This is a genomic window from Acinetobacter guerrae, from assembly GCF_009372255.1.
Taxonomy (GTDB): Bacteria; Pseudomonadota; Gammaproteobacteria; order Pseudomonadales; family Moraxellaceae; genus Acinetobacter; species Acinetobacter guerrae.
The window spans coordinates 218363-242069 of record NZ_LXGN01000045.1 but is presented as its reverse complement, the minus strand read 5'-3'; the positions used below and the strand labels follow the sequence as shown (position 1 = coordinate 242069).

The 23707-nt window shown below is 42.3% G+C and carries 19 protein-coding genes; 15 read left to right on the top strand and 4 right to left on the bottom strand.

Features of this window, described 5'->3' with window-relative positions; genetic code table 11:
• Positions 1-26: 26 nt before the first annotated feature.
• The 3 genes from A7A69_RS12745 to A7A69_RS12735 form a co-directional block, all read right to left on the bottom strand.
• Positions 27-1310 (bottom strand): ribonucleotide-diphosphate reductase subunit beta, encoded by a 1284-nt coding sequence (locus A7A69_RS12745; RefSeq protein ID WP_152877884.1) that lies wholly within the window; start codon positions 1308-1310, stop codon positions 27-29.
• Between the two features lie 141 nt (positions 1311-1451).
• On the bottom strand, positions 1452-1583 hold the full coding sequence (locus A7A69_RS12740; RefSeq protein WP_373867808.1) for a preprotein translocase subunit YajC: 132 nt from the start codon (positions 1581-1583) through the stop codon (positions 1452-1454).
• Between the two features lie 56 nt (positions 1584-1639).
• Positions 1640-4465, bottom strand: a complete 2826-nt coding sequence (locus A7A69_RS12735; RefSeq protein ID WP_152877882.1) for a ribonucleoside-diphosphate reductase subunit alpha — start codon at positions 4463-4465, stop codon at positions 1640-1642.
• Between the two features lie 546 nt (positions 4466-5011).
• Here A7A69_RS12735 and bfmR point away from each other — a divergent pair.
• A complete protein-coding gene (gene bfmR / locus A7A69_RS12730) occupies positions 5012-5728 on the top strand; it encodes a response regulator transcription factor BfmR (RefSeq protein ID WP_005005226.1) in 717 nt (238 codons plus the stop codon).
• 43 nt (positions 5729-5771) lie between these two features.
• Entirely contained in the window at positions 5772-7433 is a 1662-nt protein-coding gene (bfmS, locus tag A7A69_RS12725) for a sensor histidine kinase BfmS (RefSeq protein WP_120368624.1), read from the top strand.
• Positions 7434-7497: 64 nt separating this feature from the next.
• Here the strand turns inward: bfmS and A7A69_RS12720 are convergent, their stop codons facing one another.
• A complete protein-coding gene (locus A7A69_RS12720; RefSeq protein ID WP_120368625.1) occupies positions 7498-7854 on the bottom strand; it encodes a hypothetical protein in 357 nt (118 codons plus the stop codon).
• 692 nt (positions 7855-8546) lie between these two features.
• Here A7A69_RS12720 and ndhC point away from each other — a divergent pair.
• The 13 genes from ndhC to nuoN all read left to right on the top strand — a co-directional run bounded on the left by ndhC (position 8547) and on the right by nuoN (position 23609).
• On the top strand, positions 8547-9098 hold the full coding sequence (gene ndhC / locus A7A69_RS12715; RefSeq protein ID WP_152877881.1) for an NADH-quinone oxidoreductase subunit A: 552 nt from the start codon (positions 8547-8549) through the stop codon (positions 9096-9098).
• A 6-nt stretch (positions 9099-9104) separates the two neighbouring features.
• On the top strand, positions 9105-9782 hold the full coding sequence (locus tag A7A69_RS12710; protein WP_120368627.1) for a NuoB/complex I 20 kDa subunit family protein: 678 nt from the start codon (positions 9105-9107) through the stop codon (positions 9780-9782).
• A gap of 88 nt (positions 9783-9870) precedes the next feature.
• Positions 9871-11658: an NADH-quinone oxidoreductase subunit C/D gene (gene nuoC / locus A7A69_RS12705; protein WP_120368628.1), complete on the top strand. Its 1788-nt coding sequence runs from the start codon at positions 9871-9873 to the stop codon at positions 11656-11658.
• 12 nt (positions 11659-11670) lie between these two features.
• Positions 11671-12180 carry an NADH-quinone oxidoreductase subunit NuoE gene (gene nuoE / locus A7A69_RS12700; protein ID WP_120368629.1) on the top strand — a complete coding sequence of 170 codons (510 nt, stop codon included), beginning with the start codon at positions 11671-11673 and terminating at the stop codon, positions 12178-12180.
• Positions 12177-13508, top strand: coding sequence for an NADH-quinone oxidoreductase subunit NuoF (gene nuoF / locus A7A69_RS12695; RefSeq protein ID WP_120368630.1), 1332 nt, complete (start codon positions 12177-12179; stop codon positions 13506-13508). The genes nuoE and nuoF overlap by 4 nt, the downstream gene beginning before the upstream one ends.
• 11 nt (positions 13509-13519) lie before the next feature.
• Complete coding sequence (gene nuoG / locus A7A69_RS12690; protein WP_152877879.1) at positions 13520-16201, top strand: NADH-quinone oxidoreductase subunit NuoG; 2682 nt, start codon at positions 13520-13522, stop codon at positions 16199-16201.
• Between the two features lie 3 nt (positions 16202-16204).
• Positions 16205-17221 (top strand): NADH-quinone oxidoreductase subunit NuoH, encoded by a 1017-nt coding sequence (gene nuoH / locus A7A69_RS12685; protein WP_120368632.1) that lies wholly within the window; start codon positions 16205-16207, stop codon positions 17219-17221.
• A gap of 18 nt (positions 17222-17239) precedes the next feature.
• Complete coding sequence (gene nuoI / locus A7A69_RS12680) at positions 17240-17782, top strand: NADH-quinone oxidoreductase subunit NuoI (RefSeq protein ID WP_120368633.1); 543 nt, start codon at positions 17240-17242, stop codon at positions 17780-17782.
• A complete protein-coding gene (gene nuoJ, locus A7A69_RS12675) occupies positions 17782-18297 on the top strand; it encodes an NADH-quinone oxidoreductase subunit J (protein WP_171406683.1) in 516 nt (171 codons plus the stop codon). Before nuoI ends, nuoJ begins: the two co-directional genes overlap by 1 nt.
• 2 nt (positions 18298-18299) lie before the next feature.
• A complete protein-coding gene (gene nuoK / locus A7A69_RS12670) occupies positions 18300-18608 on the top strand; it encodes an NADH-quinone oxidoreductase subunit NuoK (protein ID WP_151980008.1) in 309 nt (102 codons plus the stop codon).
• Positions 18605-20500, top strand: coding sequence for an NADH-quinone oxidoreductase subunit L (nuoL, locus tag A7A69_RS12665; RefSeq protein WP_120368636.1), 1896 nt, complete (start codon positions 18605-18607; stop codon positions 20498-20500). Before nuoK ends, nuoL begins: the two co-directional genes overlap by 4 nt.
• 1 nt (position 20501) lies before the next feature.
• Positions 20502-22109 carry an NADH-quinone oxidoreductase subunit M gene (gene nuoM, locus A7A69_RS12660; protein WP_120368637.1) on the top strand — a complete coding sequence of 536 codons (1608 nt, stop codon included), beginning with the start codon at positions 20502-20504 and terminating at the stop codon, positions 22107-22109.
• A gap of 3 nt (positions 22110-22112) precedes the next feature.
• Entirely contained in the window at positions 22113-23609 is a 1497-nt protein-coding gene (gene nuoN, locus A7A69_RS12655) for an NADH-quinone oxidoreductase subunit NuoN (protein WP_120368638.1), read from the top strand.
• The last annotated feature ends 98 nt before the right edge of the window (positions 23610-23707 follow it).

Here is a 23707-nt window from a genome sequence, read left to right as displayed (position 1 = left end):
TGTCGTTCAACCGACAATGGTAAAAATTACCAACTCAACGCACCACCTGTTTGATAGTCTGTTACGCGTGTCTCAAAGAAATTTTTCTCTTTACGTAAGTCCATCATCTCAGACATCCATTGGAATGGATTATTTACGCCTGGATATTGTTCAGGTAAACCAAGTTGTGCCAAACGGCGATTACAGATGAATTTTAAATATTCTTCCATCATCGCTGCATTCATGCCAAGTACACCACGAGGCATAGTATCGCGAGCATATTCGATTTCAAGCAATGTTCCTTCTAGAATCATCTGAATGACTTCCTGCTGAAACTCGGCAGTCCACAAATGTGGATTTTCGATCTTGATCTGGTTGATCATATCGATACCAAAATTCACATGCATAGATTCATCACGTAAAATGTACTGGAACTGTTCAGAAACACCATTCATCTTATTACGACGACCCATACTCAAAATCTGAGTAAAGCCACAGTAGAAGAAAATTCCCTCAAGTACGCAATAGAATGCGATCAGATTACGCAGTAATTGTTGATCTGTTTCAGGTGTTCCTGTTTCAAACTTTGGATCGCTCAAAGATTGCGTGTATTTCAAGCCCCAAGCTGCTTTTCGAGCCACACTTGGAATCTCATGATACATATTGAAGATTTCACCTTCGTCCATGCCCAAAGATTCAATACAATATTGATAAGCGTGGGTGTGAATTGCCTCTTCAAATGCCTGACGCAGAATATACTGGCGACATTCAGGATTGGTAATTAAACGGTAAATCGCGAGAACCAGATTATTTGCAACCAGTGAGTCTGCCGTCGAGAAAAAGCCAAGATTGCGTTTAACAATAATACGCTCATCTTCAGTCAAGCCATTCTCAGATTTCCATAATGCAATATCATGGTTCATGTTGACTTCTTGTGGCATCCAATGATTGGCACAACCATCCAGATATTTCTGCCAAGCCCATTCATATTTGAAAGGAACTAATTGGTTCAAGTCGGCACGACAGTTAATCATGGCCTTATCATCGACCTGCACACGCGCAGCACCAGTTTCAAGCTCTTCTAAACCTGCACTGATATCCAGATTTTTTAAGGATTCAGATGCTCGAGCCAGCGAATTGGTTGAATCTGTTGATCGACTGGAATTGGTTCCAGTGGATTGTACATTTGCCACACGCGACGATGATGGCTCTGCATCAGATACCAACGGCGTAGCAGGCGTTTTTTGCGGTTCGATGGGCGCAGACTTGTGTTCAGGTGCAGCCGGTTTTTGCGAATCATCTTCGAAATCGTCCCAACTCAGGATAGACATAATCAAATTCTCTCTTCGTTGTTAATATCGTTATCGACACCTTTCTACGAAGATGCCATTACTATACGCTTATTCTGTGTAAGCAAAATTAAGTTTTGTCGATGGATGTTCTAAAATCATTCGATAGAACAAATATCCCCACTACTTATTTTGATTACGCTGTTGATTACGAATCTTAAAAAAAGCGTAAACCATAGGCGCGTAAAAGAACAAAAAGGCAAAAACCAGTACAACTAGACCTAATGTATAGTTATGACTAAGATGTAACATAATTTTTACCTCTCTTATAAAAGGAAATATCAAGATCTGATATTTCCTTTAAGGGTGTCTTACTGACAAGCTTCACAATCAGGATTGTCGATTGAACAAGCCATTGGAACTGGTGCTGCCGTCGTGAAACCATCTTCTGCTGCCACTTCAGGTTTTACTTCCTGAGCAACGGCTGCAACAGGCGCAGCTACAGTTGTTGCCTTAACTGCATTTAATGCGCCTGTATTGATGGTTGATTTTTCAGCAGAAGTTGCACCTAAAGCTCGGAGGTAATACGTAGTTTTTAGACCACGTAACCAAGCCATTTTATAAGTGATGTCCAGTTTCTTACCGTTGGCACCTGCAATATACAGGTTCAATGATTGTGCTTGATCAATCCATTTTTGACGACGTGAAGCAGCATCTACAATCCAGCGTGGCTCAACTTCAAATGCAGTTGCAAAGATCGCTTTAAGTTCTTCTGGAATACGTGAAATCTTTTGTACAGAACCTTCAAAGTGTTTCAGATCATTGACCATCACGCTGTCCCAAAGACCACGATCTTTCAATGCGCGGACAAGGTACGGGTTGATTACTGTGAATTCACCAGAAAGGTTCGATTTCACATATAAGTTTTGGAATGTCGGTTCAATTGATTGAGACACACCACAAATATTGGAAATCGTTGCAGTTGGTGCAATCGCCATAACATTTGAGTTACGCATACCATCTTTTTGAACTTTGGTACGTAAAGTATCCCAGTCCAGACGTTGAGTGCGATCTACTTCAAACATACGTTCAGGACGTGTCTTAGCCACAAGATCCAGAGAGTCGATTGGTAAAATACCTTGATCCCAGAGTGAACCCTTAAAGGTTGAGTAAACGCCACGCTCAAGTGCAAGATCGCTTGAAGTTTGAATTGCGTAGTAGCTGATCACTTCCATCGACTCATCGGCAAAATTAACTGCCTCATCGGAACCATACGCCATATTCATTTCATATAGCGCATCTTGGAAGCCCATGATGCCCATGCCAACAGGACGATGTTTTAGGTTTGAATTTTTCGCTTGTGGTACAGCATAGTAGTTAATGTCGATGACGTTATCGAGCATACGTACGGCTGTTTTAATAGTGCGAGCCAGTTTATCACGATCCAGTTCACCACCTTGTACGTGTTGCACAAGGTTGATTGAACCTAGGTTACATACTGCAATTTCATCCTGATTGGTATTCAGGGTAATTTCGGTACACAGGTTCGACGAGTGAACGACACCCACATGTTGTTGTGGTGAGCGCAGGTTACACACATCTTTAAACGTAATCCATGGATGACCTGTTTCAAACAGCATAGACAGCATTTTGCGCCATAAGTCCTGAGCGCGAACTTTCTTGTGCAAGAAGTTTTGTTCTTTAGCAATTGCTTCATAGTGTGCATAGCGCTCAGCAAAGGCTTGACCTGTTAAATCATGCAAGTCTGGTACTTCAGAAGGAGTGAACAATGTCCATTCACCATCTTCAAACACGCGGTGCATAAATAAGTCTGGAACCCAGTTCGCTGTATTCATATCATGAGTACGACGACGGTCATCACCCGTGTTTTTGCGTAGCTCAAGAAACTCTTCGATATCCAAGTGCCAAGTTTCAAGGTAAGCACACACAGCACCTTTACGCTTACCACCCTGATTCACTGCAACAGCAGTATCATTGGCAACCTTCAGGAATGGAACAACACCCTGAGATTTACCATTTGTACCTTTAATATAAGAGTTAAGTGCACGTACAGGTGTCCAGTCGTTACCTAGTCCGCCAGCCCATTTAGATAACATTGCGTTGTCACGCATTGCACCATAAATGTTATATAAGTCATCACCAATGGTGGTTAGATAACAGCTAGATAACTGTGGGCGCAATGTGCCTGAGTTAAATAGGGTAGGCGTCGATGCCATGTAGTCGAAACTAGACAATAAGTCATAAAACTCGATGGCACGTTCTTCACGATTGGCTTCATTAATTGACAGACCCATCGAAACACGCATAAAGAACAATTGCGGAAGTTCGTAGCGAATGCCATCTGAGTGAATAAAGTAACGGTCATATAAGGTTTGTAAACCTAAATAGGTAAACTGATTTGAACGTTCTGGTTTGATTGCTGCTGCAAGTTTGGCTAGATCAAAGTTTAATAATTCTGGATCTAGTAACTCAAGCTCAACTCCTTTTTTAAGGAAGGTTTCAAGCGCGTCACTTTCAAGCGTATCTTCAGATAAACCTAAAAATTCAAGACCTTTGGCAACCAGTTCATTACGCAATAAACGCGCAGTGACATAGGTATAGTTTGGTTCATGTTCAATACGAGTACGTGTTGCCATCATCATTGTGGTGGCAATATCACTGGCTTTTACACCGTTATATAGGTTTTTGATGGTTTCATCGACAATCGCTTGAACATCGATACCCTCAAGACCTTCAGCCGCTTTTTCAACCTCTGCTGATAGCGCATCCAGATCCAAAGGCTGGAGCTGACCATTGGCATCTGTAATCTGTAAAGTCGGATGGTGATTAGCACCAGCTTGCTGACGAGCATTGGCACGTTGATCACGATAGATGACATAAGCACGGGCAACTTTTTGCTCACCAGTACGCATAAGCGCCAGTTCAACTTGATCCTGAATTTCTTCAATATGGATCGTGCCACCAGAAGGTAAACGACGGTTAAAAGTATTCATGACCATTTCAGTCAGTTGAGTAATACGGTCATGGATACGGCTTGAATCCGTTCCCTGTTGACCCTCTACCGCCAGAAATGCTTTACCAATCGCAACGGAAATTTTTTCTGCATCAAATACAGCAACTTCCCCAGTACGTTTAATCACCTGAAGTTGGCCAGGAGTTGAAGTGATTACGCTCATGTCAGCATAGCTCCATTGTCATCTATAGTTATGTTCATTGGACCGTTTGAATCGGGCGAAAAAAGTAGCTCGATATTTGAGGGATAAACACAAGACTTAGTGGTTAATGTTTATTTTAAACACAAGATACGGGAATTTTAGCCTGAGATCAATCTTGACATTTTATTAATTTTTTATTCATTCATTATGTATCTGATTCTGCGATGCATAGCTTAACAAAGTCCTGAAAAATTGCGTATAGATAACTGTGTGGATAACTCAAAAAACAGACATTTAGATGATCAAACTCATCCTATGGAAATATTTTGTATAATATTTATGCGTCTTATTTGCGAGATTTAGATAAGTGGCAAATTTTAAGTCAAAAAAATAAAATTACTGAAAATTCAAGAGCTAATAAATTTGCAACAAAATACAACTGGCGTGTATCAGTTTGGTGAACGAGGACTTGTTTACAATGTAAACGTGTGTATATTGCATTCTATGCAGCATGTCTATCTGTCGGATTTTAAACAGATACACTTAAACATATTACAGGGGCAATGTATGAGCCAAGAAGAAAAGTTACCCAAGATCCTTATCGTAGAAGATGACGAACGTCTTGCGCGTCTTACGCAAGAATATTTGATTCGTAATGGTCTGGAAGTTGGGGTTGAAACAGATGGTAATCGTGCAATTCGCCGTATTATCAGTGAACAGCCAGATCTTGTGGTGCTTGATGTGATGTTACCAGGTGCAGATGGTTTAACCGTATGTCGTGAAGTTCGACCTCACTACCATTCACCTATTTTAATGTTAACCGCACGTACTGAAGATATGGATCAAGTCTTGGGTCTAGAAATGGGTGCGGATGATTATGTGGCTAAACCTGTGCAGCCGCGTGTATTATTAGCGCGCATTCGTGCTTTATTACGTCGTACTGATAAAACAGTTGAAGATGAAGTTGCGCAGCGTATCGAATTTGATGATTTAGTCATCGATAATGGTGGACGCTCAGTCACTTTAAATGGCGATCTAGTTGATTTCACAAGTGCTGAATACGATTTATTGTGGTTATTGGCTTCAAATGCAGGTCGTATTTTATCTCGTGAAGACATTTTTGAGCGTCTGCGTGGAATTGAGTATGACGGTCAGGATCGTTCGATTGATGTGCGTATTTCACGCATTCGTCCAAAAATTGGCGATGATCCAGAAAATCCGAAGCGTATTAAAACTGTACGTAGTAAAGGTTATTTATTTGTAAAAGAAACCAATGGTATGTAATTCATCCATTGTTCAGTAAAAATCTCCCTATAAGGTTGATCGAGTGTTTAAACACAGTATCTTCTTACGCATTTATGCGGGTTTGGTGGTCTTGGTCATGTTGGTGGCATTGTTTTGCTACCTCTTGGTTCAGATCATCAATTACCAACGTGCTCAGGAATATCGCGAATCCTTGACCGATGGCATATCATTTGTGATTAGTGAGGGCGTGGCTCGACAGCCAGGAGAGCAGCAAAAACTGGACTGGATTTCAGATGCTTCAGATTTACTTGAGTTGCCTATTTATTATGTCGATTCAAATAAAATTGAACTTTCCAGAACAGAAAAAAAACGAATTGAAGAGCAAAAGTCTGTTGTTCGTTACGATGCTGAAAATAGCATTGCTTATGTGATTATTGGTTTGCCTGAAGATAATAAGCATTTTCTATATGTTAAGGTGGATAAAATTGGTGAGCGCCAGATGAAAGCGCTGCCAATTTTTATTCTGGATTATTTGATTTATTATCCAGGTCAGGAAAAAGAATATATTAGTCGTATTAAAAAACATTTTTCCTATCCTCTTTCAATCGAAAACGTCAAGGATATTCAGTTAGATTCGGAGCAAATTGGTCGGTTGCGTCAGGATCAAAGCGTCATGTTGTATAAAGATAGTGCAACAATACGTGGAACCACAATTTCTATTGTTTCCCCAATGCCAAATAATCCGACCGAAGTTTTGGTTTTGGGTCCAGTACCAATGTTTAACTGGATGCCATTTCAGTTATCGGCAGGGATTACTTTATTTAGTTTATTTCTGTTGAGTCTGGGCGTTTATGGATTGATTTTGCCTTTGGAGCGAAAAATTCGACAAGTACGTTATGCATTAAATCGTATGAAGTCGGGTGATTTGTCATTACGTGTACCCATTGAAGGTAGTGATGAAATGGCGAATCTAGCGTCTAGTTATAATAACATGTCAGATCATATTCAGCGCCTTATCGAAGCTCAACGTGAACTCATGCGAGCCGTATCGCATGAGTTAAGAACACCTGTGGCGCGGATTCGTTTTGGGATGGAAATGCTGGCTGAAGAAGATGATTACAATTATCGGATTCAGCAAATGGAGATGATCGATAAAGATATTGAGGCGCTTAATACCTTAATTGATGAGATTATGACTTATGCCAAGTTAGAGCAGGGCACCCCATCACTCGATTTTGAAGAAATTGCATTATTGGATGTGCTGGATCAGGTTGCCGTCGAAACAGAAGCACTCAAAACCCAAAAAGAAATTGAACTTATACCACCGCCGAATTATGTGATTGCCGATGCTGAGCGTCGATATCTGCATCGTGTCGTTCAAAATTTGGTGGGAAATGCAGTACGCCATTGTGATCATAAGGTGCGTATGAGTGGGGGTATAAGTGCAGATGGCAATGCTTTTGTTTGCGTAGAAGATGATGGCTCTGGTATTCCAGAAGAAGATCGTAAGCGTGTTTTTGAAGCCTTTGCTCGTCTGGATGATAGTCGGACTCGAGCGTCAGGTGGTTATGGTTTGGGGTTATCGATAGTGAGTCGAATCGCTTATTGGTTCGGCGGCACGATTACTGTAGATGAAAGTCCAGATCTGGGAGGAGCGCGTTTTATTATGCTTTGGCCAGCAAAACGCTTTAATCAAAAGCTCAAACAAAAAAATCTGTCAAAACAAAAAGAAAGCACTCAATAGAGTGCTTTCTTTTTTACTGTTCCATTCTGGATAAAGTTAACCTATTTGAGAATGTGATCTTCATTTATTCTTGTAATGTCGCATCTGGAACAATTAAGGGTTTACCCGCGCGTAAGCTCAATAGAGCATCCTGATTAAAATCAATGAGAAGAAAATTATTTTCGACATCAATTTTATATCCGCTAATGATTTTTTGATCACCGTTGAGGGTTTCAACACGATATTCATCAGTAATATTAAGAATGCCTTCCAGATTGGTTGTGGTTGAAGCAAAATCCTGACGGAATAAGTCATAGATGTCACGTAAATCAAAAATAGCATTGTCTGCATCTGGATGTTTTAGAGCGTACTCCTGAATATGTCGAATAAGTAATTGGGCATAAAGAAAGTAGTTAGGTTTGTGTGTGTATTGCAGACTCATTGATTTTACTCCTTATTCTTGGTTTTAGCATACACATTGACTCTAAGCTGATGTGTATAAAGTTAATTAAAGCATGTAACTGAATTGCAGCGATTTATAGTTAATTTCTGATTATTTTGTGTCTGATCCTGAAATTAGATGATCTAATAAGTTTTACTTTTTATAGTCAGCCAAATTTGAATCGGAATAAAAAGATTACATTTGAAATCATTTTACCTATTTTCAAAAATAGCATGCTATTTTGAATAAGAGATAGTCTTTTTATTGCTTTCATTTTCGGCAAAATCATCTCAATATGTAATCGTATTTCGTTGGGAATTTAAAGAGAGTGATATTTTTAAAAAAAATAGTAAAATAATTCAAAAAAATACATAGAGAGTTTGGTTATATAGAGCTAAATGTGAATTAGGACAAAATTGTCCGAAATATTGGTTAAAATGTAAGAAAATGAAAAAAATAATCATAATGTGAGAATCGATTTAATAAACCGATAACTACCAGTGGATTTAGCGTTCAAGCCATATGTTTTCTAAAATTGCCCAAAAAATCATCCTAAAGACTAGGGTGTGTCACCTAGCAACAGAAATTAGAAATCAGGTACAATTGGCGGGATTAATTTTATGTTTGGTGTATTTGAAGGCCAATACATACATTCTCTGTTAAATAATAGGCCTGCCAGGAGTTATCCCCGCATGAGTGCCATTACTCCATACGATTGGGCAATTATTGCCTTCGTGATCGGTGTTACATTTCTGTGCGTTTTTATGCTTACCGTTCCCTTGCTCCTAGGGGGTAAATCGTGGGGGCGCGCGAAGCAAGAGCAATTTGAATCAGGTGTTGTTAGTGCAGGTGGTGCTCGTATCCGCTTATCTGCAAAATTCTATCTGGTCGCGATTTTCTTCGTTGTTTTTGACCTTGAAGCGCTCTATTTATACGCATGGGCAACCTCTGTTCGTGAAGTGGGCTGGCTTGGTTTTACCACTGTCGTGATTTTCGTTGTCGATTTGTTGATTGCTTTGGTTTATGCATTTGCTGTAGGTGCACTAAACTGGGCTCCTGCGGATCGTCGTAAGTCAGCAGGAATTAAACCTAAAGTGGGTTCAGCGCATATGAATATTGCTGATATTACTCGCTTCAACTCTATTGAGGAGTTGGTTATGGATCCTACAGGACATATTCCAGCTCAATCCTCAGGTCGTATGAAATCTATTTCATCGACTAAAACATCATCTGAACAGGAGTAACTCGGGATGAAATATACATTAACCCGTGCGAATCCGAGTGCCGATCAATACCCATTGCAAGAACGCCAAGTTGTCACCGATCCGCTTGAGGAAGAAGTCAATAAAAATGTCTTCATGACTCGTCTGGAAGATGTGATGCACAATGTGGTCAACTGGGGACGTAAAAACTCAGTCTGGCCATTTAACTTTGGTACTTCATGCTGTTACGTTGAGTACGCAACGACCTTAACAGGTGTGCATGATTTGTCACGTTTTGGTGCTGAGGTTATTCGTGCTTCACCACGTCAGGCGGATTTAATGATTGTTGCTGGAACCTGCTTTGTCAAAATGGCGCCAGTAATTCAACGTCTTTATGAGCAAATGCTTGAGCCAAAATGGGTCATTTCCATGGGCGCTTGTGCTAACTCGGGCGGTATGTACGACATTTATTCGGTTGTACAGGGTGTTGATAAAATTATTCCTGTTGACGTGTACGTCCCAGGTTGCCCACCACGTCCTGAAGCATTGATTCAAGCACTTATGTTACTTCAAGACCAAATTCAGTTAGAGCGCCGTCCACTTTCTGCCGTAATTGGTGATGATCTTAAGCCAGTGTATAAGCCAAAGATGATGCCAGAACGCGATCGCAAAAATGCAGAACGTATTGCGGTGAAAAACTTACGCTCTATGGATGAAATTAAATAATTTTTTCATGATGAAGTTTTGACATATCCCTCGGATATGGTTCATCGGGAAAATTGACAGAATTTGTATTAAATAGGAAGCCAAGCCAATGGCTGAAACTGACATTGCTATGCCAGAATCAACACCAGTTGATTCACGCCCAGCATTTGCAATTGTAGAAGAGCTCCAAACCAAGTTTGGTGAAAACTTCTACGTGCAACCGACTTGTGAAGAGTTTCCGACTGTCTGGGTTGAGCGCGCACGCGTACAAGATGTATTGATGTTCTTGCGTAAAGTAGAACGTCCATATGTGATGCTATTCGATTTGTCTGCGATAGATGAACGTTTGCGTAATAACCGTGATGGGTTACCTGGATCTGACTTCACCGTGTTTTATCACTTATTATCTTTAGAACGTAATAGTGATATTCGTATCAAAGTTGCGTTGAATGAAAGTGATATTAACATTCCTACAGCGACGAACATTTGGCCAAATGCCAACTGGTACGAACGCGAAGCCTACGATATGTTTGGGATCAATTTCGAAGGGCATCCAATGCTGCGTCGAATTTTATTGCCAACTTACTGGGAAGGTCATCCACTGCGCAAGGAATATTCTGCGCGTGCTACTGAATATACACCGTATATGCAGAACAAAGCCAAACAGGATTTTGAGCAAGAACATCTTCGTTTTGTTCCAGAAGATTGGGGTCTAAAACGCGGCAACGCAGATGAAGACTTTATGTTCTTGAACTTGGGTCCTAACCATCCATCTGCGCATGGTGCATTCCGTGTTATTTTGCAGTTAGATGGTGAAGAAGTAAAAGACTGTGTCCCTGATATCGGTTATCACCACCGTGGTGTGGAAAAGATGGCTGAGCGTCAAACTTGGCATTCTTTCATTCCATATACCGATCGTGTCGACTACTTAGGCGGTTGTGCGCAAAATATGCCTTATGTCATGGGTGTTGAGCAGCTTGCGGGTATTAAAGTCCCTGAACGTGCGCAATGTATCCGTGTCATGATGTCGGAATTGTTCCGTATCAATAACCACTTGTTGTATATCGGTACTGCGATTCAGGATGCGGGGGGGATGACTCCAGTATTCTATATGTTTGCCGATCGTCAAAAAGTCTATGATGCTATTGAGGCGATTACAGGTTTCCGTATGCATCCAGCATGGTTCCGTATTGGCGGAACTGCCCATGATCTTCCAAATAATTGGCAAAAACTGATTCGTGACATTCTCGAATGGATGCCAAAACGTTTGAAGGAATATCATACTGCTGCACTAAAAAACTCAGTATTTGAAGGTCGTACCCGTAATGTTGCTCAATATGATGCAAAATCTGCATTGGCTTGGGGTATCACAGGTACTGGTTTACGTGCTACAGGTATTGATTTTGATGTACGTAAATATCGTCCGTACAGTGGCTATGAAAATTACGATTTTGAAGTGCCGCTTGAATACGAAGGCGATGCTTACGCTCGTGTGATGGTTCACTATCGTGAAATCGAAGAATCTCTAAAAATCATTAAACAGTGTCTGGATAATATGCCATCTGGTCCGTATAAAGCGGATCATCCTCTGGCAGTTCCACCACCGAAAGACAAAACCCTGCAAGATATTGAAACCTTGATTACGCACTTTTTGAGCGTGTCTTGGGGGCCTGTCATGCCAGCAGGTGAAGCGTCTGTGATGGCAGAAGTGGTGAAAGGTGCATCTAACTATTATCTGACTTCCGATAAGTCAACGATGAGTTATCGTACTCGTATTCGTACACCAACCTTCACTCACTTGCAGCAAATTCCATCGGTGATTAACGGCAGTCTGGTTTCAGACTTGATCATTTATCTGGCGACCATCGATGTGGTTATGGCCGACGTGGATCGTTAAGGGGTACGCATTATGATGATTCTGACTGATAAAAAGCCACGTGTGAATGTTCAAGAGATTTTGACTGCGGATGAGATCCACGACATTGAACACCACATTGATCATTATCCTTATCCACGTGCTGCATCACTCGATGCACTTAAGTGCGTACAACGCCGTAATGGCTGGGTAGATGATGCACAAATGAATGCAATTGCGCAGTTATTAACGATTAGCGTTGCAGATTTGGAAGGTGTGGCGACATTTTATAACCGTATTTATCGCCAGCCTGTGGGTCGTCACGTAATTTTATTGTGTGACTCGATTGCTTGTTTCCTGATGGGTGCTGAAACTTTAGCTGAAGCGTTTCAACGTGAGCTTGGGATTCAGTATGGTCAAACCACGCAAGATGGCCGTTTTACCTTATTACCAATCTGCTGTTTAGGTAATTGTGATAAAGGCCCAACACTTATGATTGATGAAGATACCCATGGTTTGGTAGATGTATCTTCGGTCAAACAGTTATTGGAGAAGTATGTATGAATACTGAACCAAAACCGATTTATGGCGAAGGTAATCCAGAAACTCATCCGCTCACTTGGCGTTTGAGTAAACAGGAACATGTCCGTAATGCTGATGATTATGAAGCTTTAGAGGGTTACGCAGGCTTCAAAAAAGCCATTGAGTTGAAACCCGCAGAAGTTTTGGAAGTCATTAAAGCGGCAACGGTCAAAGGTCGTGGTGGGGCAGGTTTCCCAGCAGGAATTAAATGGTCGTTGATGGCACCGAATGATGGTGGTCCACGCTATCTCATCTGTAATGCCGATGAAATGGAACCCGGTACGTTTAAAGACCGCTTGCTGATGGAGCGCCTTCCACATCAATTGATTGAAGGGATGTTAATCGCTGCATATACCTTAGAGGCAACGCAGGGTTATATCTTCATTCGTGGTGAATATATCGAAGCGGCTCAATACTTAAATGAAGCTTTGGAACAAGTTCGTGCCAAAGGTTATTTGGGTAACAATATTTTAGATACGGGTTGGAGCTTCGACCTTTTTGTACATACAGGTGCGGGACGTTATATTTGCGGTGAAGAAACTGCATTGATTAACTCGCTAGAAGGTCGTCGTGCTAATCCACGAACTAAACCGCCATTCCCGCAAGTTGCAGGAGCATGGGGTCGTCCAACTATCGTCAACAACGTCGAAACTTATAACAACTTGCCTGCGATCATGCTGCGTGGGCCTGAGTGGTATATCGGTTTATCTGCGGGTAAATCCAAAGATCCGGGCACTAAAATTTATGGTGCCTCAGGTAAGGTTAAATTCCCAGGTCTTTGGGAGTTGCCATTTGGTACGACTGCGCGTGAAGTGATTGAAGATTACGCGGGTGGTATGCGTGATGGACTTAAACTTAAAGCATGGTTACCAGGTGGTGCCTCAACTGACTTTTTAGCAGCTGAGCATATTGATCTTCCAATGGATTCGGAAAGCATCATGAAAGCGGGTTCACGTTTAGGAACTTGCTTGTTGATGGTCGTTGATGAAACTCAGTGTATGGTTTCTGCGGTACGTAACCTTGAAGAGTTCTTTGCGCGTGAATCGTGTGGCTGGTGTACACCTTGCCGTGATGGTTTACCTTGGGCTGTGAAAGCGCTGAAAGCACTTGAGAATGGTGAAGGCAAGATGGAGGACATTCAACATCTGTCTGAACTGACCAAAAAGTTGTGGATCGGTAAAACCTTCTGTGCCCACGCACCGGGTGCGATGGAGCCGCTTATGGGCGCACTCAAATATTTCCGTAGCGAGTTTGAAGCAAAAGTGACCAATCGTCCTGTTGCCCAAGCCAGCCACGTAGAACAAGTTTAAGGAATTCGACTATGGCTACAATTCATGTCGATGGAAAATCATATGAAGTCAATGGGTCAGAAAACCTGCTACAAGCATGTTTGTCCCTAGGCATCGACATTCCATATTTTTGTTGGCACCCATCCTTAGGTTCTGTTGGCTCATGTCGTCAATGTGCGGTGACCCAGTATGCAAATGCTGAGGATACCCGTGGACGTCTGGTGATGTCATGTATGACACCTGCAGCTGACAACACGTTTATTTCGATCGAAGATAAAGAAGCGGTTGATTTTCGTGAGTCAGTGGTTGAGTTTTTAATGACCAACCACCCGCACGACTGTCCAGTCTGTGAAGAAGGTGGTCACTGTCATTTACAAGATATGACTGTGATGACTGGTCATGACCGTCGTCGTTATCGTTTTACTAAACGTACCCATCATAATCAGGAATTGGGTTCGTTTATTGCGCACGAAATGAACCGTTGTATTGCTTGTTATCGTTGCGTGCGTTACTACAAAGATTATGCTGGTGGTACAGACTTTGGTGTTTATGCCAATGCATCACGGGTTTATTTCGGTCGTCCAGAGTCTGGCACTTTGGAGTCTGAATTTTCAGGTAACCTGACAGAAGTTTGTCCAACAGGTGTATTTACCGATAAAACTCACTCTGAACGTTATAACCGTAAATGGGACATGCAGTATGCACCAAGCGTGTGTCAGGGCTGTTCTTCAGGTTGTAATATTTCTCCGGGTGAGCGTTATGGTGAGTTGCGTCGTGTAGAAAACCGTTTTAACGGTGAAGTAAATCAATACTTCCTATGTGATAAAGGTCGCTTTGGTACGGGGTATGTGAACCGTGCAGATCGTCCGCGTCAGCCACAGTTCCGTGTTGGTGAAAAAGTAAGCTCTGTTTCAGTTGATCAAGCACTAGATGAAGTCATCTTAAAACTTCAAGGCAAAAAAGTACTGGGAATTGGTTCACCACGTGCAAGCCTTGAATCTAACTATGCTTTACGCGAACTGGTTGGACAAGAAAACTATTCAACAGGACTTTCGCAAAAAGAACAGAGCTTGGTTGAACTTGCGGCTTCAATCATGCAAACAGAGGGTGTTTACAACCCAAATATGCGTGAAGTCGAAAGCTATGATGCCGTACTGATTTTAGGTGAAGACCTCACTCAAACTGCACCACGTATGGCATTGTCAGTTCGTCAAGCAGCGAAAAATAAAGCCAAGCAAATGGCGGCAGATCGTCGTACTCCAGACTGGTTGGCGGAGCCTGTACAACGTATTGGTCAGGATGAAAAATCTCCGATTTATATTTTGGCAGCGACTCAAACTCGGTTAGCTGATGTCGCAACAGGTGAAGTAGTTGCATCACCAAATGACATCGCGCGTCTAGGTTTTGCTATTGCGGCGGCTGTTAAAGGCGAAACCCTCAATGGTCTAGATGATGATGCCAAAGCCTTTGCTCAAAGCATTGCTGATAGCTTAAAAGCTGCGAAAAAACCTTTGGTGATTTCGGGTACTAGCTTACAAGATCCTGCGATTATGGAAGCTGCTGCGCAAGTAGCACAAAATCTAGGCAATGCTGGTCTTACACTGACTGTGCCTGAAGTGAACTCAATGGGTCTGGCATTGTTTGGTGGTCAAAGCTTAGAACAAGCCTTTGCACAAGATTATGACACTCTTGTTATTGTAGAAAATGACCTATTCCGTCGTTTACCTGCATCTCAAGTCAAAGCTGCATTTGCAAAAGCAGAAACGGTGATTGTACTAGATCATAGTGAAACTGAGACTGTGAAACAGGCTGATATCGTGCTTTCAGCGGCAAGTTTTGCTGAGGGTGATGGTACGGTCGTGAGTCAAGAAGGTCGTGCGCAACGTTTTTACCAAGTATATGACCCAAGCTACTACAAGCCAGAGTATGCCATTAAAGAATCTTGGCGCTGGTTACATGCTATTGAAACAGGTCTACATGGGAAAGCGATTAACTGGACTTTACTCGATGATGTCATTGAATCTGTCGTGAAAAATGTTCCTGTGCTTGAAGCGATTCAGGACGTTGCACCAGATGCAGGCTACCGTGTTCATGGTTTAAAAATTGCTCGTGAACCGCGTCGTTATTCAGGTCGTACTGCACTTCGTGCACCAATTTCTGTACATGAACCAAAACAACCTGTTGATGTCGATTCTGCCTTAACCTTCTCGATGGAAGGCTACGTTGGCCCACAAAAAGCGTCATCTTTAGTACCATTTGCATGGGCACCGGGTTGGAACTCACCACAATCTTGGAATAAATACCAAGATGAAGTCGGTGGTCACTTAAAAGGTGGCGACTCAGGTATTCGTTTATTTGATCGTTTACCAAAACGTCCTGCGCGTAGTTTTGTTGCACCTTCAGCGATTACTGTGAATAGTGAAAGCTTCCGTTTGGTTCCAATGCATCACATTTTTGCATCGGGTGAATTTACGATTAAAACACCTGCGATGCAGTCTCGTATTCCGACAGCAGCTTTTGCATTGGGCGAACAGGATGCAACCCGTTTGAATCTCAAAGATGGTGAACGTCTTTCTGTTCAAGCAGGTGAAACAACTGTCAGTCTGCCTGTACAGGTGATTGAATATTTACCAACAGGTTATATCGGTTATCCAATTGGGTTGGCACCAACAGTGTCTTTGGCTGAACCTGTATCAGTCGCGGTAGGAGTGTAATTCATGCAACAAGAAATTATGCGTCAAACACCGCTTTGGGCTGAGAACTGGCCAATTGCTTATGCTGTGGTTCAAGCGATTGTCATTATGCTTGTAGTTGTATTAATTGCAGCATTAATGTCATTTATTGAACGTCGTCTTTTGGCACTCTGGCAAGACCGTTATGGTCCTAACCGTGTGGGTCCGGGCGGTATGTTTCAGATCGTGGCAGATATGCTTAAGATCATGTTCAAAGAAGACTGGACACCAAAATTTGCCGATAAATTGACGTTTCGTATGGCGCCGGCAGTTGCAATGGCAACTGCGGTCTTGTCATTTATGGTGATTCCAATTAGCCCGACGCTAGGCGTTGCGGATATGAGTATTGGTCTATTGTTCTTTATGGCAATGGCGGGTATTGCAGTTTATGCGGTGCTCTTTGGTGGTTGGTCATCAAACAACAAATACTCGTTACTGGGTGGTTTACGTTCTGCTGCTCAAACCATTTCTTATGAAGTGTTTCTAGGTATTTCTCTGATGGGAGTAGTTGCCATCGCAGGTTCATTTAACCTGCGTGAAATCGTGGAAGCACAACGTGATGTGTGGTTTATCATTCCGCAGTTTATTGGCTTCATGGTATTTGTGGTCGCGGGTGTTGCGGTAACTCACCGCCATCCATTTGACCAACCAGAAGCTGAGCAAGAATTGGCTGAAGGTTATCACGTTGAATATGGAGGTATGAAGTGGGGGATGTTCTTCGTTGCAGAATACGTGAATATCGTACTGATTTCTGCCTTGATTGTGACCTTATTCTTTGGTGGTTGGCTTGCGCCATTTAACCTTGAAATTCCGTTTGTTCCGCCTGTGTTCTGGTTCATTATCAAAACAGCATTTTTTATGATGATGTTTATTTTGGCTCGTGGTTCTTTAATGCGTCCGCGTTATGACCAAGTGATGAACTTTGGTTGGAAAATTTGTTTGCCGCTGGCGTTAGTCAACTTACTCGTGACTGGTGCTGTGATTCTGATGAATCAGGCCTAAGACAGCAGGGAGTACAAAATGTATAAAGTTCTAGCTGGAGTTGGGTCAATCGTTCGTACTTTGTGGATGGTTTTTACCCACATCACGCGTAAACGAGACACAATTCTTTATCCTGAAGTCCCAGGCGAGGAAATTGTACCGCCTCGCTATCGTGGCCGTATTGTTTTAACCCGTGATCCAGATGGTGAAGAACGCTGTGTCGCGTGTAACCTCTGTGCGGTGGCTTGCCCAGTCGGCTGTATTTCACTACAAAAGGCAGAAAAAGAAGACGGACGTTGGTATCCAGAGTTTTTCCGTATCAACTTCTCTCGTTGTATTTTCTGTGGCATGTGTGAAGAAGCTTGTCCAACGACAGCGATTCAGCTTACTCCTGACTTTGAGTTGGGTGAGTACGTGCGTCAGGACTTGGTTTATGAGAAAGAAAATCTACTGATTTCTGGTCCAGGTAAATATCCTGACTATAACTTCTATCGTGTTGCTGGTATGGCAATCGACGGTAAAGGTAAAGGTCAGGCGCAAAAAGAAAGTGCACCTATTGATGTACGGAGTTTATTACCATGATGTGGCCATTTTATTTGATGGCTCTTGTGGCCATTGTCTCTACGATTCGCGTGGTAACCAATGCGAATCCAGTACATGCTTTATTGAGTCTGATTGTTTCATTACTTGCAGTTGCAGGTATTTTCATGATTGTCGGTGCGCCATTTGCTGGTGCGCTTGAAATCATCGTTTATGCTGGCGCGATTATGGTTTTGTTCGTTTTCGTGGTGATGATGCTGAATTTAGGTCAGCATACCGTTGAACAGGAACGTAAATGGTTAAGCTCTGAAACATGGGCTGTTCCGGCACTGATGAGCTTCTTGCTTGGATTGATCTTGGTCTGGATGCTATCTAGTGATTACACTGTGCCAGGACAAGTGATGGGACGTGAGGTGATTGGTCCTAAAGCAGTCGGGCAAGCACTTTTTACTCATTATTTATTATTGGTTGAAGTTGCCGCGATGTTATTGCTTGCAGCATTGGTTGCAGCATTCCACTTAGGTAAACGTGAACCAAGTGCGGAAGGGGAACAATAACAATGGGCAATATCCCTTTAGAACATGGTTTGATTGTGGCGACCATTCTTTTTGCACTGGGCTTTTACGGTGTAATGGTACGACGCAACCTTTTATTTATGCTCATGAGCCTTGAAATCATGATGAATGCTGCGGCATTGGCGTTTGTTTTGGTCGGTAGTGCATGGGCGCAACCCGATGGTCAGATTATGTTTATCCTAATCTTGACCCTTGCTGCAGCAGAGGCTTGTATTGGTCTTGCGATCGTCCTTCAGTTTTACCATCGCTTCCACCATCTGGATGTGGATGCTGCTAGTGAGATGCGCGGATGAGTACTTTATATTTAACGATTCTTTTTCCGCTAATTGGTTTTATTTTATTAGCGATAGGGCGCGATAAGCTCTCTGAAAATGTAGCGGCAATTATTGGTGTCGGTTCAGTTGGACTCTCTGCATTATTTGCATTGATTGCAGGGCTTGCGTTTACGAGCAGTGGGCAACCATTTTTTGTTCAGCATTTGTGGACTTGGTTTAATGTCGGTGGTTTTGCACCGGGGATTACTCTGCACTTAGATGGCTTGTCATTACTCATGACAGGTATGATTACGGGCGTCGGTTTTCTCATCCATATCTTTGCCTCTTGGTATATGCGTGGTGAAGAGGGTTACGCGCGTTTCTTCTCTTATTTCAACCTGTTTGTTGCCAGCATGTTGGTGTTGGTTCTTGGCGATAACTTGGCGTTATTGTTCTTGGGTTGGGAAGGTGTAGGTCTGTGCTCATATCTATTGATTGGTTTTTATTATTCAAATCCTGACAATGGCTGGGCAGCAATTAAGGCATTTACAGTAACGCGTGTCGGTGATGTATTCTTACTTATTGCGTTGTTCTTGCTTTATCAACAGTTTGGTACGTTAAATACTCAATACATCGTTGAAAATGCTGCAACAGTCATGACCCAAAGTTCATCGCTTTCCATTTGGACTGCATTGATGTTGTTCTTGGGTGCGGCAGGTAAATCTGCACAGATTCCATTACAAACATGGTTGGCCGATGCGATGGCAGGCCCTACGCCTGTTTCGGCACTCATCCACGCTGCAACGATGGTGACAGCGGGTGTTTATCTGACCAGCCGTATGCATACCGTGATTGAAATGGCGCCAGCAGTGATGCAATTCATTTCGATTACAGGTGCAGTGACGCTTTTGGTTGCAGGTTTTGCGGCATTGGTTCAAACCGATATCAAACGTATTCTGGCTTACTCAACGATGAGTCAGTTAGGTTATATGTTTATGGCAGTGGGTGCAGAAGCCTATCAGGCGGGTCTGTTCCATATGCTTGCTCACGCATTCTTTAAAGCGCTATTGTTCTTGTCTTCTGGTGCAGTGATTCTGGCGTGTCATCACGAACAAAATATTTTCAAAATGGGTGGTTTGCGTAAGAAGATCCCATTTGTATTCTGGTGTTTTGTGATTGGCGGCGGCGCGCTTGCAGCACTTCCAATCGTGACCGTGGGCTTCTTCTCTAAAGATGCAATTCTGGGTGCAGTTTATGCCCACTCTACGATTGCAAACTTACCGCTTTACAATACATTGTATTGGGTGGGTGTTGCAGGTGCATTCTTAACATCTATTTATACATTCCGTTTAATTTGGGTCGTATTCTTTGGCGAAGAGAAAACAGAAGCACATGCAATTCATGGTGTGACTTACTGGGGACCATTGGCCATACTTGCTTTCTTATCAACAGGTTTTGGTTATTTCCTACAAGCACCAGTGTCGAAATTATTAACAAGTGCCAATATTCCTGCATTTATGATTCCAGAAAGTCTGGAAGCGGCAGTTTCACATGCTGAACATTTAGCAAGTGGTGTAGCAATTGCTGGTTTGATTGTTGGTATCTTGCTGTTTGTATTTGCTTATGCTGCTGTAAAATCTTTTGCTCAAACCAGTTTGGGTTCAGGTTTAGCGCACATTTGCCGTACGGCTTTTGGTTTTGATGCACTGTATAACATCGTGTTTGTAAAACCTTATTTGTTTATTGCGAAGCTTTTCGGTCGTGATCCAGTTGACAGCATGTGGTTGGTGCTTCCTGCACTAGTGAAAAGTGGCAATAGCTTTACTAGCTCACGTCAAACAGGTTCATTGCGTGAATACGCATCCAGTATGTCGCTTGGTGTAGTCGTACTGTTGATGATCCTTATCGTTATTCAGGTGGTGGGGAAATAAAATGGAAAACAATTTAATTTTACCCGCGCTGATTTTAGTTCCTTTCATTGCTGGTTTTATTTGCTGGTTGGTCGATAAACTTGATCAGCATTTACCACGCTGGATTGCATTAATTGGTATGCTGGTGACTTTGGGCTTGACGCTTGCACTTTGGCAAAGTGGTCAATTTCATTATGAACTAGGTGCTCGTGTTCCAACTTGGTCAGCTGAGTTTAATTTACCTTGGATTCAGACTTTAGGAATTAACATTCACCTTGCTGTCGATGGTTTATCATTATTAATGGTTGGCTTGACTGCATTGCTTGGTGTTTTGGCTGTAGGTTGTTCATGGGGTGAAATCCAGAAAAATGTGGGTTTCTTCCACTTAAACCTATTATGGTCTTTAGGTGGTGTCATCGGGGTTTTCCTTGCAGTTGATTTGTTCCTGTTCTTCTTCTTCTGGGAGATGATGCTAGTTCCAATTTACTTCCTGATTGCGCTTTGGGGACACCGTGGTGCAGATGGTAAATCACGTGTTTACGCAGCAACCAAATTCTTCCTTTATACCCAGATTGCTGGTTTAATCATGCTGATTGGTATTTTGGGTCTTGTCGTCTATGGTTACATGATGACGGGTTCAATTGGGTTTGATTATAACTACTTGCTTGCAGTCGCGAACACACTTGACCAACAAGCTCCTGCTGTTGCTTATGCCTTTATGGTGTGTATGTTTATCGGTTTTGCGGTGAAATTACCCGTATTCCCATTACATGGCTGGCTACCAGATGCGCATGCTCAAGCACCTACAGCAGGTTCTGTAGACTTAGCGGGTATTTTGATTAAAACCGCTGCTTATGGTTTGCTTCGCTTTGTGATCCCATTCTTTCCAGCAGCTTCGGCACAATTTGCAGATATCGCAATTATTCTTGGTTTGATTGGTATCTTTTACGGCGCATGGTGTGCATATCAACAAACTGATATGAAACGTCTGCTTGCTTATACCTCGATTTCACATATGGGCTTTGTGCTTCTTGCGATTTATGCGGGTAATCTGCTGACTTATCAAGGTCTTATGATCATGATGTTGGCGCACGGTCTTTCATCTGCTGCATTGTTTATTATGTCTGGGCAGGTCTATGAACGTTTGCATACACGTGATTTACGTTTAATGGGCGGATTACGTGGACAGCTTCAATATTTACCATTCTTCCTGATGTTCTTTGTTGCAGCTTTGGTTGGTATTCCTGGCTTAGGTAACTTTATTGGTGAATTCCTGATATTGATGGGATCATTTAATAAATATCCTGTGTTCACAATTATTGCTGCGATCAGTTTAGTATTTGCTGGTCTATATGGTCTGATTTTGATTCATAAAGCCTTGTTTGGTGAGCCAAATGCAGAACAGAAACAAAAATATACTCTACCACTCAAAGATTTGAATTTGCGTGAATTGAGTATTTTGATGATCTGTTTGATTGGATTGGTTTGGTTAGGTCTATATCCTCAAACTTTCCTCGACATGTCTCACTCAAGCATGCAATGGTTGGCCAACAGCTATAGTCCTGTGCAACCCGTGGTTGACCTGACTCAGCAAGCAGCAACTCAGCTTAGTAATGTGGAGATCCAATAAGCCATGAACTTCACAATGTCTTTTTCTCAGCTTATGCCTTTGGCACCCGTGATGATTGTGGCATTGACCGCAGTCGTCGTGATGATTCTGATTGCAATTAAACGTAATCATAATTTAATTGCAACAGCTTCAGTGGTGGGTCTAAACCTTGCTGCAGCTTATATTCTTTTGACAATGTTTGGTGGTCATTTCGTACCTTCCAATGTCATGGGAATGTTTATGGTGGATCCGTTTACACTGATTTACCAATTACTTATTATTGTGGCTTCACTTGCATGCTGTACCTTGTCGCATGCATATATTGAAACCTACAAAGATAATCGCGAAGAACTATATTTATTGCTTCTGATCTCGGTGTCAGGTGCAATGCTCATGGTTGCAAGCGCACATTACGCTTCTTTCTTCATTAGTCTTGAATTAATGTCGATTCCTGTATATGGCTTGCTTGCCTATACTTACCAGCGTAGTCGCTCGCTTGAAGCTGGTGTGAAGTACCTTGTACTTTCTGCAACGGCATCTGCAATGCTGTTGATGGGTATGGCATATATTTATGCTTATACAGGTTCATTATCATTCTATGATTCTGTACAGGCATTATTTAATGCGATTCGTCAGCCAATGGTGATTTTAGGCCTAGCACTGATTATCTTTGCTGTCGCATTCAAGCTATCATTAGCCCCATTTCACAAATGGACACCAGATGTTTATGCAGGTGCGCCTGCACCGATCGCGACTTTCTTAGCTTCTGCGGCTAAGGTGGCAACGATTGGTCTATTTGTGCGCTACATGTTGACCTCTGGTGCTATCCTTGTTGATTCACTCGTCACCATCTTAACCATTATTGCAGTTCTATCAATTTTAGTGGGTAACTTACTTGCAGTACGTCAGGTGAACCTAAAGCGTATTCTAGGTTATTCATCGATTGCCCATTTTGGTTATCTGTTGATTGCACTTATTAGCATGACCTATGCAAGTTTAGGTAGCGTCACAGTGTATGTCGTGACGTATGTGCTGACTACAATTGGTGCATTTGGTGCGGTTGCTCTGATGTCTAGTCCATACAATAATGTCGATGAAGCAGAAAGTCTTGCGGATTATCGTGGTTTATTCTGGCGTCGTCCTGTATTAACTGCGACTTTAACCGTAATGATGTTGTCACTGGCTGGTATTCCATTGACCGCAGGCTTTATTGGTAAGTTCCTTGTGGTGATGGCTGCGGTAACGACTCAGCATTGGTTCCTTGCAGCCATGATTATTGTGGGTAGTGGGATTGGCTTGTACTACTATTTACGTGTGATGGTTGTAATGTATATGACACCTCCTGATGTTCCTCGTATCGATGCGGATAAGCATTGGGGGCAAAAAGTAGGTGGAATCATGGTCTTGGCTGCCGCTGCATTGGTTTTAATTATTGGTATCTATCCAGATCCAGTGATTAAACTAGCCTTAGAAGGCGAGATTTTATCACCTTTACATTTTGTGTTATCACAACAGCATTAAGCTTGTGTTTTAACAAAAAAAACCTCCATTCGTGGAGGTTTTTTAATTTTCGTCAGCAAAACTATTTATAATATATCAAGTTTAATGTTGTTTTAGGT

Excerpts from the sequence above, each read along its gene's own strand:
- nuoI (WP_120368633.1), top strand. The coding sequence starts at position 17,240 with ATGTATAAAGTTCTAGCTGGAGTTGGGTCAATCGTTCGTACTTTGTGG.
- A7A69_RS12720 (WP_120368625.1), bottom strand. The coding sequence starts at position 7,854 with ATGAGTCTGCAATACACACACAAACCTAACTACTTTCTTTATGCCCAA.
- A7A69_RS12735 (WP_152877882.1), bottom strand. The coding sequence starts at position 4,465 with ATGAGCGTAATCACTTCAACTCCTGGCCAACTTCAGGTGATTAAACGT.
- nuoE (WP_120368629.1), top strand. The coding sequence starts at position 11,671 with ATGATGATTCTGACTGATAAAAAGCCACGTGTGAATGTTCAAGAGATT.
- nuoH (WP_120368632.1), top strand. The coding sequence starts at position 16,205 with ATGCAACAAGAAATTATGCGTCAAACACCGCTTTGGGCTGAGAACTGG.
- A7A69_RS12745 (WP_152877884.1), bottom strand. The coding sequence starts at position 1,310 with ATGTCTATCCTGAGTTGGGACGATTTCGAAGATGATTCGCAAAAACCG.
- nuoC (WP_120368628.1), top strand. The coding sequence starts at position 9,871 with ATGGCTGAAACTGACATTGCTATGCCAGAATCAACACCAGTTGATTCA.
- nuoG (WP_152877879.1), top strand. The coding sequence starts at position 13,520 with ATGGCTACAATTCATGTCGATGGAAAATCATATGAAGTCAATGGGTCA.
- ndhC (WP_152877881.1), top strand. The coding sequence starts at position 8,547 with ATGAGTGCCATTACTCCATACGATTGGGCAATTATTGCCTTCGTGATC.
- nuoF (WP_120368630.1), top strand. The coding sequence starts at position 12,177 with ATGAATACTGAACCAAAACCGATTTATGGCGAAGGTAATCCAGAAACT.
- nuoJ (WP_171406683.1), top strand. The coding sequence starts at position 17,782 with ATGTGGCCATTTTATTTGATGGCTCTTGTGGCCATTGTCTCTACGATT.
- nuoL (WP_120368636.1), top strand. The coding sequence starts at position 18,605 with ATGAGTACTTTATATTTAACGATTCTTTTTCCGCTAATTGGTTTTATT.
- A7A69_RS12710 (WP_120368627.1), top strand. The coding sequence starts at position 9,105 with ATGAAATATACATTAACCCGTGCGAATCCGAGTGCCGATCAATACCCA.
- nuoM (WP_120368637.1), top strand. The coding sequence starts at position 20,502 with ATGGAAAACAATTTAATTTTACCCGCGCTGATTTTAGTTCCTTTCATT.
- bfmR (WP_005005226.1), top strand. The coding sequence starts at position 5,012 with ATGAGCCAAGAAGAAAAGTTACCCAAGATCCTTATCGTAGAAGATGAC.
- nuoN (WP_120368638.1), top strand. The coding sequence starts at position 22,113 with ATGAACTTCACAATGTCTTTTTCTCAGCTTATGCCTTTGGCACCCGTG.
- nuoK (WP_151980008.1), top strand. The coding sequence starts at position 18,300 with ATGGGCAATATCCCTTTAGAACATGGTTTGATTGTGGCGACCATTCTT.